General features: G+C 43.0%; 9 protein-coding genes. 7 read left to right on the top strand and 2 right to left on the bottom strand.

From position 1 onward, the window contains the following. Positions 1 to 7: 7 nt before the first annotated feature. From TOL9009_RS0113870 to TOL9009_RS47270, 5 genes are all read left to right on the top strand, one after another. A complete protein-coding gene (locus TOL9009_RS0113870) occupies positions 8 to 766 on the top strand; it encodes a peptidylprolyl isomerase (RefSeq protein ID WP_029633341.1) in 759 nt (252 codons plus the stop codon). Beyond that, positions 715 to 3,417, top strand: coding sequence for a peptidase domain-containing ABC transporter (locus tag TOL9009_RS0113865; RefSeq protein ID WP_029633340.1), 2,703 nt, complete (start codon positions 715 to 717; stop codon positions 3,415 to 3,417). Before TOL9009_RS0113870 ends, TOL9009_RS0113865 begins: the two co-directional genes overlap by 52 nt. Positions 3,418 to 4,205: 788 nt before the next feature. After that, positions 4,206 to 5,972, top strand: coding sequence for a group II intron reverse transcriptase/maturase (ltrA, locus tag TOL9009_RS0113860; RefSeq protein ID WP_029633952.1), 1,767 nt, complete (start codon positions 4,206 to 4,208; stop codon positions 5,970 to 5,972). Positions 5,973 to 6,230: 258 nt separating this feature from the next. After that, a complete protein-coding gene (locus tag TOL9009_RS39095; protein WP_084763214.1) occupies positions 6,231 to 7,403 on the top strand; it encodes an RRXRR domain-containing protein in 1,173 nt (390 codons plus the stop codon). After that, positions 7,393 to 7,566: a hypothetical protein gene (locus tag TOL9009_RS47270; protein WP_186227553.1), complete on the top strand. Its 174-nt coding sequence runs from the start codon at positions 7,393 to 7,395 to the stop codon at positions 7,564 to 7,566. The genes TOL9009_RS39095 and TOL9009_RS47270 overlap by 11 nt, the downstream gene beginning before the upstream one ends. 425 nt (positions 7,567 to 7,991) lie before the next feature. On the opposite strand, the gene TOL9009_RS0113845 is transcribed toward TOL9009_RS47270, so the two are convergent. Both TOL9009_RS0113845 and TOL9009_RS39090 read right to left on the bottom strand, forming a co-directional pair. After that, positions 7,992 to 9,077 carry an aromatic ring-hydroxylating dioxygenase subunit alpha gene (locus TOL9009_RS0113845; protein WP_029633338.1) on the bottom strand — a complete coding sequence of 362 codons (1,086 nt, stop codon included), beginning with the start codon at positions 9,075 to 9,077 and terminating at the stop codon, positions 7,992 to 7,994. 83 nt (positions 9,078 to 9,160) lie between these two features. After that, the gene (locus TOL9009_RS39090) at positions 9,161 to 9,949 is read right to left on the bottom strand and encodes a hypothetical protein (protein WP_051502892.1); all 789 of its coding nucleotides are present in this window, start codon (positions 9,947 to 9,949) and stop codon (positions 9,161 to 9,163) included. A 226-nt stretch (positions 9,950 to 10,175) separates the two neighbouring features. Here TOL9009_RS39090 and TOL9009_RS45590 point away from each other — a divergent pair, with 226 nt between their 5' ends. Both TOL9009_RS45590 and TOL9009_RS0113830 read left to right on the top strand, forming a co-directional pair. After that, on the top strand, positions 10,176 to 10,364 hold the full coding sequence (locus tag TOL9009_RS45590) for a hypothetical protein (protein WP_144238228.1): 189 nt from the start codon (positions 10,176 to 10,178) through the stop codon (positions 10,362 to 10,364). A gap of 456 nt (positions 10,365 to 10,820) precedes the next feature. Then, on the top strand, positions 10,821 to 13,835 hold the full coding sequence (locus TOL9009_RS0113830) for a CHAT domain-containing tetratricopeptide repeat protein (RefSeq protein ID WP_029633336.1): 3,015 nt from the start codon (positions 10,821 to 10,823) through the stop codon (positions 13,833 to 13,835). Positions 13,836 to 14,168 lie beyond the last annotated feature (333 nt).

Genomic DNA, 14,168 nt, shown 5'->3' with positions numbered 1-14,168 from the left:
CCACTTCATGGAAAATTCATCATTTTTGGTAGTAGATGACCAGACAATTTCTATCCAGCAAGCAGTAAAATATCTCCAAGCCTCTGGAAAACTGGGACAATTTATGAGCGATATTCTTCGCCAGCACGTCATTGAGCAAGAAATTGGCACGCGAGAAGATATTGAAATCAGCCCGGGTTTAACCGAACAGACAATCATTGACTTTCGGCTGAAAAACCAACTCACAGACCCCCAGAGTTTCCAAGAATGGCTAAAAAATAATGGTACAGATTACGCTACCTTTCACTCATCAGTAGCTTTAGGCTTTAAATTAGAAAAACTTAAAGCTGTAGTTACACAACCAAAACTGCAAGAATATTTTATTGAGCGTAAAATTTATCTAGATCGGGTGGTACTTTCTCGGATAATAGTTGATAATCGAGAACTCAGTGAAGAATTGCAAATCCAAATCGAAGAAGGAGCAAGTTTTGAGCAACTGGCAAGAGAATATTCACTTGCAGACGACAAAATAGTTAGCGGCATGATGGGACCTGTTAGTAGGGGAACGATGCCGGATATACTAAGGGCGGCTGTTGATATGGCAAAGCCCAGACAATTGGTAGGACCGATAGAACTTGAAGGACGTTACGGTTTGTTTCGAGTAGAACAATTTCTTCCCGCGTCTTTAGAAGATACTCAACTAAAGCAAGCACTACAAAATGAGTTGTTTGAGAAATGGCTAGCAGAGAAAATTCAAAAGCTGACAGTGAAGCTGCAAGTGAGCTAAAACTTGTGGACAATGAATCTTTAAATATAAGCGTGCTAGCAACTCTACCTTGGAATCAACCTCCCCTAGGTTGGCTGACTCCCGAACAACAATCTCAATTGCAAAATCGATCAGAAACCCGTCGCTACAAGCTTGGGGAAAAAATCTGGTCAAAGCAAGAAGGAATTTATCAGTTTTTTATTGTTTCTGGTAAAGTCCGCTTACGTGAAGAAGGTGTCGGTACACCGTTAGCAACCCTAGAAGCGGGGGATTGGTTTGGTGAGTTGCACTCATCCTCAGTAGATTTTAAAGCTGTAGCAGCGAGTAAAGAAGTAGTAGTAGTTCGCTGGGATAAAGCACTTTGGGCAGAATTTTCTACATCACAAATTGAGCAGTTCTTTTGTGGTGAAGAGAAGGAGGAGAGGGGGAGAGGGGGAGAGGAGGAGACAAGGAGAGGGGGAGAGGGGGAGACAAGGAGAGAAGAAGAGTTTTCTCCTGTCATTTCTTCTCCCAGTTCTGCACTCTCGCACTCTTCTACTTATGTGTCGGGTTATCCATTTGTTTCTAACTCAAACACAGCCGCCGCTTGTTTGACAATGGTGGCGCAAAAGTTAGATAATCCCTTGCAACTGGAATGGGTACAACGCCAAATTAGAGGACAACGACCGAAAAATGTCGCGGAAGCTGCTGAGAAGTTAGGTTTTGTATTGCGACGTTTGCAAGTAAGTTGGAGTGAATTACGTTCGTTATCTTTCCCGGCTTTGTTGCAGTGGGGTGAATCCCAAGGGAAACAAGGTAATTGGGTGGTAGCATATGGGGTGAAAGGCGATCGCCTAATTATTGCCAATCCCAAATCGAGCGATCGCACTTGTGAAAGTGTTTCCCAATCAGTTGCCGAAAATGCTTGGGATGGACAACTTTGGCAAGTAGAAGTCATTCAGCAGCAAGAAAAATTTAACCTCAATTGGTTCATTCCCGCAGTTGCCAAATACAAGGGATTGCTCGGTGAAGTTTTGCTGGCATCTTTTACTTTGCAACTTTTGGGGTTAGCAACACCACTAATTACCCAAGTTGTCATCGATAAAGTGATGGTGCAAGAAAGTTTGCCCACCCTTGATGTGATGGCGATCGCTCTTTTGTCAGTATCATTATTTGAGGCAGCACTCGGCATCCTCCGGCTATTTATCTTCACTCATACAGCTCGTCGTCTGGATCTGAGTTTATCAGCACAGCTATTTCGCCACTTGATGCGCTTACCTTTAGCTTACTTTGAAGCGCGACGCGTCGGCGATACAGTAGCACGGGTTCAAGAACTTGAACAAATCCGCCAGTTTCTCACAGGTACAGCATTAACTGTCATATTAGATAGCATCTTTGCCGTGGTTTACCTGGTATTGATGTTTTATTACAGTGCTCAACTTACCGCAGTCGCTTTAGCTGTGTTGCCGCTGTTTGCTATTTTGACAATTGTCTCAACACCAATTCTACGAGGTTGGCTGAACGAAACATTTAACCGCAGTGCTGACAGTCAATCGTTTCTGGTTGAGACGGTGACAGGAATTCACTCAGTCAAAGCACATGCAGCCGAACCAGTAGCACGCGATCGCTGGGAAGGCTTATTTGCTCGCTTCATCCGCACAGGTTTCAAAGCCTCCACCACCTCCAATATTAGCAGCAACATCGGTGACTTTCTCACCAACTTTTCCAGCCTGCTAATACTCTGGTTTGGTGCCAAATTAGTCATCGAACAAAAACTGACCATTGGACAGTTGGTGGCGTTTCAAATGCTTTCTGGGAGGGTAACAGGACCATTATTGCGGTTAGTCCAACTATGGCAAAATCTCCAACAAGTTCTACTTTCAGTTGACCGAATTGGTGATATTCTTAATGTTGCGCCAGAAGCTGAAGCCGGAACTGGTCTAGTTTTACCGGAACTCAAAGGAGAAGTCGCTTTTGAGCAAGTCTTTTTCCGCTATCGACAAAATACTGAACCGGTTCTGCGGGGAATCTCTTTCAACGTTCAACCAGGACAGTTTGTTGGCATTGTCGGACGGTCAGGTTCTGGTAAAAGTACCCTTTCCAAGTTGTTGCAGCGTCTTTATCAAATAGAATCAGGACGCATCCTGATTGATGGTTTTGATATCAAAAGTGCCGATCTCGCATCATTGCGTCAACAAACTGGGGTAGTTCTCCAAGAAGACTTTTTATTTAACGGTTCCATCTTGGAAAATATCAGCCTCGGCAATCCTGATATTACTGCTGAACAAGTTGTGGAAGCTGCCAGACTAGCTGTTGCTCACGATTTTATCAGTGAATTGCCTTACGGTTACGAAAATAATGTTGGTGAACGCGGTACAGCTTTATCTGGTGGACAACGGCAACGTATTGCTTTAGCGAGGTTATTTCTCTCACAAGCACCAATATTAATTTTAGATGAAGCTACGAGTGCTTTGGATAGTGAAACTGAACAGCAGGTTCTGCAAAACTTGCAGAAGGTTTCTAGTAACCGCACCGTGTTTCTAATTGCCCACCGTTTTGCACCCCTCAAACGTGCCGATTTGATTTTGGTGATGGAACGTGGTGTAATTGCCGAACGTGGTACGCACTCACAACTGTTGCAAGATAAGGGTTTGTATTGGTCACTATATCAACGGCAGCAGGCAAATATATAAGAGTGTTCGCTGTTGCTGATTGATGGGATGAATTCTGGTGTGGAGACGTAGCAGTGCTACGTCTCTACAGTATGTGTAACTATAAAGGTAATCTAGAGGTAGATTCCGTCACAAACCCTGCTCTGAAGAGACAGCTGTGATTCGTTGGTCGAAATGAATAGAAATATTCAGGGATGACCGCAAGAAAAAGAAGGGAATAATCCCAACTAAACCTTGACAACTTGACAACCATAAGGGTGACTCAAATTATATTTTGAGAAGTCCCTTCCCGCAGGTGCAGCGGTGACAGCAAGTCCCCCACACTTGAGGTTAGCAACCCTAAGTGACCATTGTAACGGGGAATCATGGCGGTATCTGAAAGCCTAATTTGGAAACCCGCCTAGCAAGAACCCATGAGCAAAGCCTCGGCTTGAAGATGCGCTTGAACCATCGTGATCATGAACCAGCTTAAAGGCTAACCCTTCCGGGAAAACAGGATTTAAGGCAATGCCTGAACACTGTTGAGGCTGGAGCCAAAAGGCAAAGGATAGGGAATTGGCGGTTCCGTCTCCGACCAATAAGCACTTCCCACAAACCCGGTGGACAGCATCACTCTAAAGGTTCAACCAATGGTTGTCAGGAACGAAGTAACCCCCTTAACGCTCTCAGTCGGTCGATACTGAGTAGGTGCTAACCGTATGCATTAAGGGGAAAGGATTGAGTCAGAAGCCAACGCTCTGCTGTAATGGCAGAGATATGCTGACGGACTCACGATGATTTGGAAAATAAAGTTGTAAGTAGCAATATATATGTCTAATACACGGCTTCAGTCAAAGCCCTTGCTAAGACAAAAACCGATGGTGGAATGGAAGGATACAAACTGGCGGAAGCTAGAGCGTGTTGTATTCAAGTTGCAAAAACGAATTTATCGAGCCACTCAGCGTGGAGATGTCAAGGCAGTTCGCAAACTCCAGAAAACATTGATGAGGTCTTGGTCTGCAAAGTGTTTAGCAGTACGAAAGGTAACTCAGGATAATCAGGGCAAGAAGACAGCCGGAGTAGACGGGGTTAAATCACTAACACCATTACAACGACTAGAACTTGCATCCAAACTGAGTTTAAACCGAAAGGTCAAACCGACCAGAAGGGTTTGGATACCCAAACCTGGAAGTGAGGAAAAACGCCCCTTAGGAATACCCACAATGTACGACAGGGCGCTACAAGCGCTTGTTAAACAAACAATAGAACCAGAATGGGAGGCTCGTTTTGAGCCAAACTCCTACGGTTTTAGACCTGGGCGCTCATGCCACGATGCCATAGAAGCAATTTTTACAATAATCGCGCAAAAATCCAGGTATGTACTGGATGCCGATATCTCGAAATGCTTCGATTGCATCAACCACGAGGCACTCTTGGACAAACTGAATACATTCCCCACCATACGCCGACAAATTCGTGCATGGTTAAAAGCGGGAGTGATAGATAAAGGCATATTTTCTGATACATCCGAAGGGACACCACAGGGCGGTGTGATTTCACCATTATTAGCTAACATCGCCCTACATGGCATGGAAAATCGGATAAAGCAGGTGTCTAAAAATGCCTTCCTGATTCGATACGCCGATGATTTCCTAATTTTACACGAAAATTTATCGGTAGTCGAAAGATGCCAAGAAATTATTGCCGAATGGTTAAAAAGCATGGGATTGGAATTGAAACCAAGCAAAACCCGTTTAGCTCATACTCTCAATGAGCATGAAGGACAAAAACCGGGATTTGATTTTTTGGGGTTCAACGTTAGACAATACCCAGTTGGAAAATACCAGTCTGGGAAAAACAACGGAACTCTACTTGGTTTTAAAACCCTCATTAAACCAAGCAAGAAAAAGATAAAACTCTATGCTAGGTCATTACGTAGTGTCATCAAAACCCATAAGGCTGCACCTCAAGAGGCACTAATAAGCCGATTAAACCCAATTATTCGGGGATGGGCTAACTACTACAGCACGGTGGTAAGTAAGGAAATTCTCTCAGGAATGGACAAACTTATCTATCAACAATTAAAAGCTTGGTCAAGTTTCCGTCATCCACAAAAAGACTCCCATTGGATAGCCAAGCGCTACTGGCTTATTGACCAGGGTGAAGGATGGGTCTTTGCTAGCAGGAAAGAGGGTAACAAAAAGATGCGTCTTGTTAAGCACTCAGAAACACCAATTGTTAGACACATAAAAGTGCGAGGAGATTGCAGCCCTTACGACGGAGATTGGATATATTGGAGTACTAGAATGGGAATGCACCCAGAAGTGGCAGCAAGGGTATCAAAACTCTTGAAAAAGCAAAAAGGGAAATGCGCTCACTGCGAATTGTTCTTTAAAAATGGAGATTTATTGGAGATAGACCACAAAAAACCGCGCTCAAAGGGTGGAAAAAACACACAAGATAATCTCCAATTACTTCATCGACATTGCCACGATACAAAAACAGCAAATGATGATAAAGCTGTTAGAGGTACTAATGACAATAGCCAAATCATTGAGGAGCCGTGTGAGGTGAAAGTCTCACGCACGGTTTTGTAGCCGAGGCAGTTCGGTGACGGACTGTCCTTAGGCAGCGGCTTGTAAGAGAAAGACTAACCACCTTTCCGATACAAGACTAAAAAAGTGTCTAGCTTACAGGTTTAAAGCCTAAACTGAATTGCCTGGGCGTGGTAGCCCACAAAACGTTAAGAATGCTTCCCAAGTTTTTAACCTCTTAGGCAAAAAGTAGCGTTAGCGAAGCGGTAGCGACGAAGGAGCGTCTGGGATATACATACCTAGCAATAGGATTTATCGTAAATGTTTGTACCAGTAGTTGATCAAAACAACCGTCCCCTAATGCCAACGACACCTAGTAGAGCAAAGCGTTGGATTAAATCTGGTAAAGCTACACCATTCTTTAAAAAGGGGGTATTCTGTGTTCGATTAAATCAAGAACCAAGTAATAGAAATACTCAACCAATTGCGGTTGGAATTGAAGAAAGGCGTAAGCGCGAGGGGTTCACGGTAAAGTCGAAAATGCACACATATCTAAATATCCAAACTCATGCCGTTGATTGGGTAAAAGACCATGTGGAAGTTCGTCGTAATATGCGCCGTGCTAGGCGATTTCGTAATACCCCTTGCCGACAGAATCGTAAGAACCGACTTGTAAACAAACAAAAATTACCCTCCGGGTTCGGCAGTTCGCTATCGACGGGAACCGCCAAGACAGCGACTGCCTCACCACCATCGACTAAAGCTAGGTGGCAATGGAAGTTACGGATTTGTAAGTGGTTGGCGTTAATATTTCCTGTCTCAACTTTTGTGATTGAGGACATCAAGGCTAAAACTTGGAAAAATGGACGGAAGTGGAACCTAATCTTTAGCCCTTTAGAAGTTGGTAAAAAGTGGTTTTACTCAGAACTTAAAAGGCTTGCTAACCTAGAAACTCGTACAGGAAACGACACTTACGCTGGGCGTCAAAGCTTAGGGTTGAAAAAGTCTAAAAATAAATTGTCCAATAGTTTTTCTGCCCATTGTGTCGATTCATGGGTGCTAGCTAACTGGTTTGTTAGTGGACATACAAAGCCTGAAAATACTGAACTAATTGAAATTATTCCTTTGGAATTTCATCGTCGCCAGCTTCATAGGTTACAGCACTCTTTGGGGCATATTCGCTCTAGATATGGTGGAACAATTAGCGACGGGTTTAAACGTGGTTCAGTAATCAAACACCCAAAATTTGGATTTTGCTATGTCGGTGGTTGGCAGGAATCTCCAACTAAAAAAGATCCAAGCAGAAAAACAATTAGCTTACACAGTTTAGACACTGGTAAACGATTAACACAAAATGCACTTTCAAATGATTGCTTGTTCAAAGCATATTCTTCCTGGAGAGTCACAGCAGTTAAAACTGCCGTTCGGCTTTCCTCCACGCATCTATTGTCAAGTGGTTTCCAGCCGTATCGAGGATTTTCTTATGACCATTGAAACTGCCACAAAATATTACATAGCTAATAAACCAGTACGGCATAAAGTGTTAGGACAAATATTCATTGTCGATTTGTATCCGTCTAGACTTGGTAGCGTGCGGATAAAACTTGCTAACGGTGTAGAGATGGATTGTCAGCTAGAGTTTCTAGAGGCTGTGTGAAAAAGAGGGGTAAAGGGTAGGAGTTATTTGAAATTAGTCGATTGGTTTTGAGTTATAAGTACTCAGACAGAATTAATTACGCAATGACTGTAAATATTTTTGTCCGACTACTTAGCGCTTCTCGTTTGAATCAAATACAGATTTATCTGCGTTCATCTGCGTTCATCTGCGTTTCCTTAATTCTTTGATGTATTGCACCGAACTGAGAAGCGCTATAGTTCAACATTTAAGCCCCGACGATTAAAATCTTGGCTAGACAAACAAAGTCCGCGATTAGGCGGACTAACCTGAAAATAGGGTTTAAAATTTAATCTGACGAGACCTTCGTGGGCTTTGTACGTGTAGCCGCGAGTTTACTCGTCGGGTTATTAAGCGCAACCTCACAAAGAATTGGTATAAGTAATGAGTCCTGCCTTTTGATTTTATCAGTCACTAGTCATTTCATCTCGCAATCTTGAGCGATCGCTGATTTCTCCTTGATGCGATCGCGCTTCTAGCCAAGTTTCCCAAGAAAGGGCTTTCTGTCTTTCCACATGATTGATAAACTGCATAATGGATTGATCTGCTTTAATCGGGGTTCTGATCTCAAACTTAATTGTTTGGAAAATCTTCGTATCACCTTTAGCAAAGTAGTCACCTACCATCTTCGTCAGTGATAGCAAAACTCTGTTAACCAACCAACCGAAAAGACCTTTGCGTTTTTTCGTAATGAACAAAGTTTGACCTTCCGCTTTTCCTCCTTCCGTCATCCGCAGGGTAAACATGATGTGGAAGTGCAGAAAGTCGGGTCCAACTGTCACTGTACCCGTGCTACCGTACCAATAACACATGCTGTAGGTGACGGCGTTTTTGTAGAAAGGACGAATCAACTTGATAAAAAACGAATCCTCACCACCACGTGTAGTATTGCTGAAGGTAATTGCATTCTCATTCGGTTCGTCTTTGTGAAAGACAATTTCTAACGGCAAATTGTGAACTGTATTGAAGTGTTGAGCGTCAATTGCATTAATCATCACCACATTGGGATGACAATTTTTAATGAAGCGAGAACCTAAAGCGCTGTAACATTCTTCCTCTTCCAACTCTGGGACAAAAGGTAACGGTTGGTGTGGAGTTTCCCCAGCCCAAACCCAAATCATCCCATATTTCTCTCCCGTGTGCCAAGATTTCAACTTCATCGGCAGCGGTTCCCCTAAACAGGGGATATCAACACAAATCCCATCAGCATCAAACTTCCAATTGTGGAAAAAACAGCGCAATTCATTACCTTCAACTTTGCCTTCTGCTAAGTGGGCACCCATATGCGGACAGTAGGCATCAAAGGTAATTACTCTTTTATCTTTACCTCGGTAAATAACTAGTTCGCGACCGAGAACAGTAACAGCTTTTACCTCACCCTTCCTTAAATTGCGCGAGGGTAATACCCAATACCACCCCTCGATAAAGCGCTGTGGGTTATTGAAAGTCTTTTTTTGGCTTCTTGCGCTAAAAATCTGCGAGTTGATATTCATGTTGAGGTTTTCGCTTCTGGTGAAGCAGCTGATTATATAATTTCCAATTTAATAGCCTTCAAAATGTTGCGATCGCCAAGCGTCTAAAAGAGTATTGCAGGTTTCCCTTGAGGAGTATTTTTTTCTATCCCCCATTCTGCTGGAAACTGTTGCTGCTGCTTCATTGGGGAATTAGCGAACCACATTCGTCTTCCTGCATCTGTCAGGTTTTCTTCACAAATTTCTGTCAAGCAGACGAGTTCGGCGCCTTGGAGATGATGGGGGTTACGTTGCGAGAAGAAGCGGATGTGAGGATCTTGCAGTCTTTCTGGGGGAATTCCCCGCAGACAGTCTCGCAGCACATGGGGATGAGGAAAGCGGACTATTCCCGCTTTTGCGTCATAGTAGTTATCGAAGCGATCGCCTGCAAGAAATTCGAGCAATGAGGAAATATAAACTGGTGTAACTGCATCATATCGCGGATAAAACTCCCGCCAAAAAATCGGCAGAAAACGATAGGTACGATATCCCGCAGAAATCAGCAACCAATATAGTTTACCCTGAGCATAATCGCAGCGAAGTTGGTTTACTGAAGTTATCCAACAGCGAGAAAGCGCAGAACTCGACCATCCGCTAGGTTCCATTATGGTGTCTCCAGAATAGACCACACTTAATTTTTCCCCTTCAAACTCGGTGTTGTACATCAGCAGAGTGGAAAAACCTTGCAGCCGATCTGTTTTTTCATCCTTAAGGAGAATTACCCAGTTTTTCTGACTTAAGTCTGTCTTAAAAACATCTTGCTTTACACCTTCAAAATAAGTGCTAAGTAAGGAGTACATAGCTTGCTTATCTTCTGTTGATAAATCCTCAGTGTGAACCAGTCGGCTTTTCATGGCTTCATCAAAACAAATTTTGTCGTTCCATTATATGAACTGGAATCATTTGTTTGATGTGATTATAAAGTTTTGTTTCACAACTCATATTAAGTTGCACATCGTAACTTCACCCCAACAAAGCTATGCTTTATCTCCCCTCTCCTTAACAAGGAGCGGGGCAGGGGAGCCAGTGCGTTGCGGAGGTTCCCTCCGTTGTAGCACCTGGCGTGGTGAGGTCATATCTATGAACGCAACTCGACTTGGCATAACATCGCTCTGCAATGCGATTGTGACCCGATACAATGCGATCGCATTCCCTGGAATGAAAAATGCGATCGCTTGTCAGATTACCGACTTTGTATTTATTGTAAATCGGGACAACTATAGCATTGCCTTAATCCGATCGCAAATTAAGTTTAGCAATACCCTGTAATGCCATAACATATTGCGACGTTAGCTTAACATATTGCAATGTTAAGGCAAAACATCGCGATGTTAGCTTAACACATTGCAATGTTAAGGCAAAACATCGTGATGTTAAGACAAAACATCGTGATGTTAAGACAAAACATCGTGATGTTAAGGCAAAACATCGTGATGTTAAGGCAAAACATCGTGATGTTAAGGCAAAACATCGCGATGTTAAGCCAACATATCCCCGTGCATTCAAAAACGCGCTCTGTCAGATTCCCCACCTTGTTACAAAATCAGAAACGGATCGCATATTTATTTCAGAATGCCTGTAAGATAACAATGAAACTTCAGAGAAATCACTGAAGTAAATTAAATCATTTGCTTATATTGCCAAGCAGCAAACTAGATCCCCGACTTCTTAAAGAAGTCGGGGATCTGAAGAGGGATTTGAAGAATAACTTATAAAGGCTGAAGAATGAACAAACGTGCAAAATCTCAGCGGACTTTTTGGTGCTTGCTACCCAGTTTTACGCGCTATAGTTTAATTTTATTACTCAGTGGCGTCTTTTTGTCATCGGTGGCAGCGACTCGTAGCACAAGTGTGCAGATAGCACAAAAACCGGAAACTACTTCACAAGAAGCAACTCGCGCAGCGGCTGAACGCCTCTATGAGGAGGGATTACAACTGTATAAACAAAGGACAGCAGAATCTCGGCAGCAGGCAATTGAGAAATGGAAACAAGCACTTCCCTTATGGCAGCAAGTAGACGATAAAAAGAAAGAAGCTACTATTCTCAACAATATTGGCAAAGTCTACTCAGATTTAAGCCAGAAGCAACAAGCCCTTAACTATTACAATCAGTCATTACCCTTATGGCGGCAAGTAGGCAATAAAGCGGCGCAAGCTACCATCCTCAGCAATATTGGCAAAGTCTACTCAGATTTAGGCGACAACCAACAAGCCCTCAGATACTATAATCAGTCACTACCTTTATCGCGGCAAGAGGACGATAAAGCACAGTCAGCTATCACCCTCAACAATATTGGCAAAGTCTACTCAGATTTAGGCGACAACCAACAAGCCGTCAACTACTACAATCAGTCACTACGCTTATCGCGGCAAGTGGGCAATAAAACGGGGGAAGCTACCACTCTCGACAATATTGGCTCAGTCTATTCAAATTCAGGTGAGAAGCAACAAGCCCTCAACTACTATAATCAGTCACTACCCTTATCGGCGCAAGTCGGCGATAAAGCACAGTCAGCTCGCACTCTCAACAATATTGGCGTAGTTTACTCAGATTTAGGCGACAAGCAACAAGCCCTTAAGTATTACAATCAGTCACTACCCTTATCGAAGCAAGTCGGCGATAAAGCACAGTCAGCTGCTACTCTCAGCAATATTGGCTTAGTCTACGACGATTTAGGCGAGAAGGAAAAAGCCCTCAATTACTACAATCAGTCACTACCCTTATCGCGGCAAGTGGGGAATAAAGCGGGGGAAGCTGCTACTCTCAACAATATTGGCGGAATCTACGATGCTTTTGGCGAAAAGCAACAAGCCCTAAAATACTACAATCAGTCACTACCCTTATCGCGGCAAGTGGGCAATAAAGGACTCGAAGCTGGCACTCTCAACAATATTGGCAAAGTCTACTCAAATTTAGGCGAGAAGCAACAAGCGCTAAAATACTACAATCAGTCACTACCCTTATCGCAGCAAGTGAGCGATAAAGAAAGGGAAGCTATTACACTTTATAATATCGCTTATGTAGAACGCGATCGCGGCAACCTTCAACAAGCATTAACCCAAATTCAAGCAGCGATCAAAATCATCGAAGATTTACGCACTAAAGTTGATAGCCAAGACCTGCGAACATCTTACTTTGCTTCTCAACAGGACGTTTACAAATTCTACATCGACTTGTTGATGCAACTGCACAAACAAGACCCATCAAAAGGATATAACGCCGAAGCACTCCACGCCAGTGAAAGTTCTCGCGCCCGTGGTTTAATTGAACTATTAACTGAGGCAAGGGCAAATATTCGCAAAGACGTTGACCCCAAACTTCTTCAAGAAGAAAAAGACTTGCAATTAAAAATTGAAGCTACAGGAAAACTTCTACAAGAGTTATCTAACAAACCACAAACCGAAACCGCACAAGAAAACTTTAAAAAAGAACGCGAAAATCTTCTCAATCAACAAAAAGAATTACAAACCAAAATCCGCACTAATAGCCCGAAATACGCAGCGCTGCAATATCCCCAACCCCTGAAGTTACCGCAAATTCAGCAACAACTCGATAAAGATAGTTTGTTATTAGAGTATTCCTTGGGTGAAGAACGTAGCTATCTTTGGGCTGTAACTCCCAATTCTATCGACACCTACGAACTCCCCAAACGCGAAGAGATAGAGAAAGCAGTCACGGAATTTAGAAACGACTTGCAAAAACCGACAGTGGCAAACTTAACAGCTATAAATGCAACCAAACTTAGTAAAATCATCCTTGCACCTGTAGCTGACAAGTTAGGCAAAAAGCGTTTAGTGATTGTCGCTGATGGTGGTTTACAGAAGATTCCTTTTGCGGCATTGAATGATGTAAAGACGTTCCATCGGAACGTCTCTACAAAAGACGCTATTTCCAACACAGAAGTTTATCAACCTTTGATAGTCAATCATGAAATAGTCAATTTGCCTTCGGTTACAACAATTGCGACCCAAAGACAAGAACTCAAAGGACGCAAAACCGCACCTAAAATCCTCGCAATCCTTGCCGATCCGGTTTTTGAAGCTAATGATGAGCGCATCACTGGCAAATCATCCATCATGAATAATAACCTTGATCTTCGCGGTCAAATTGAACAATCTGACTTGAAGCGGGGAGCAAAAAATCTCAATCGCAATGGCTGGGAAAGAATTAAAGGTACAGAAACTGAAGCAAAAGCAATTTTAAAACTCGTACCCTCTAATAATCTACAAGCTTTTGATTTTGATGCTAACTACAACTGGATAACAAATAAACAACTTTCACAATATCGCTTTTTACATTTTGCTACCCACGGCTTTGCTGACCCAAATAACCCAGAACTATCAGGAATCGTTCTTTCTCTGTTTCTAGACAAACAAGCTAAACCTGCCGATAGAGGTTATCTGCGATTAGGTGATATTTTTAACCTTGACTTTGCAGCCGATTTAGTAGTATTAAGTGCTTGTGAAACCGGTTTAGGCAAAGATGTCAATGGTGAAGGATTAGTAGGCTTGACAAGAGGTTTGATGTATGCAGGAGCGGAACGAGTAGCGGTGTCTTTGTGGCAAGTTAACGACGAAGGGACAGCACAATTGATGCCAGAATTTTACACACAAATGTTGAAACAAGGGAAATCGCCTACAGTTGCTTTACGTGCCGCACAAATCAAGCTGTGGCAAGACTCCAATTGGCAAAACCCTTATTATTGGTCTGCCTTCACATTACAAGGTGAGTGGCGCTAAGGTGCATCTATTTAAGATGTTGTTTGAATAAGTGGATAGTTGTGATTTTAGACACTTATTGATCCCCCCTAGCCCCCCTTAAAAAGGGGGGAACCGGAATCAAAGTCCCCCTTTTTAAGTGGGGAACCGGAATCAAAGTCCCCCTTTTTAAGTGGGGAACTGGAATCAAAGTCCCCTTTTTTAAGTGGGGAACCGGAATCAAAGTCCCCCTTTTTAAGTGGGGAACTGGAATCAAAGTCCCCCTTTTTAAGTGGGGAACTGGAATCAAAGTCCCCCTTAAAAAGGGGGGAACCGGAATCAAAGTCCCCCTTTTTAAGGGGGATTTAGGGGGAT

The sequence above is a fragment of the [Scytonema hofmanni] UTEX 2349 genome, from assembly GCF_000582685.1.
In the GTDB taxonomy this organism is placed as follows: domain Bacteria; phylum Cyanobacteriota; class Cyanobacteriia; order Cyanobacteriales; family Nostocaceae; genus Hassallia; species Hassallia hofmanni.
Note: the sequence above shows the minus strand (reverse complement) of the source record. Positions and strands in the feature narration are given on the sequence as shown.

Coding starts and splice junctions, on each gene's coding strand:
- TOL9009_RS0113870 (WP_029633341.1), top strand. CDS start 8: ATGGAAAATTCATCATTTTTGGTAGTAGATGACCAGACAATTTCTATC.
- TOL9009_RS0113865 (WP_029633340.1), top strand. CDS start 715: ATGGCTAGCAGAGAAAATTCAAAAGCTGACAGTGAAGCTGCAAGTGAG.
- ltrA (WP_029633952.1), top strand. CDS start 4,206: ATGTCTAATACACGGCTTCAGTCAAAGCCCTTGCTAAGACAAAAACCG.
- TOL9009_RS39095 (WP_084763214.1), top strand. CDS start 6,231: ATGTTTGTACCAGTAGTTGATCAAAACAACCGTCCCCTAATGCCAACG.
- TOL9009_RS47270 (WP_186227553.1), top strand. CDS start 7,393: ATGACCATTGAAACTGCCACAAAATATTACATAGCTAATAAACCAGTA.
- TOL9009_RS0113845 (WP_029633338.1), bottom strand. CDS start 9,077: ATGAATATCAACTCGCAGATTTTTAGCGCAAGAAGCCAAAAAAAGACT.
- TOL9009_RS39090 (WP_051502892.1), bottom strand. CDS start 9,949: ATGAAAAGCCGACTGGTTCACACTGAGGATTTATCAACAGAAGATAAG.
- TOL9009_RS45590 (WP_144238228.1), top strand. CDS start 10,176: ATGAACGCAACTCGACTTGGCATAACATCGCTCTGCAATGCGATTGTG.
- TOL9009_RS0113830 (WP_029633336.1), top strand. CDS start 10,821: ATGAACAAACGTGCAAAATCTCAGCGGACTTTTTGGTGCTTGCTACCC.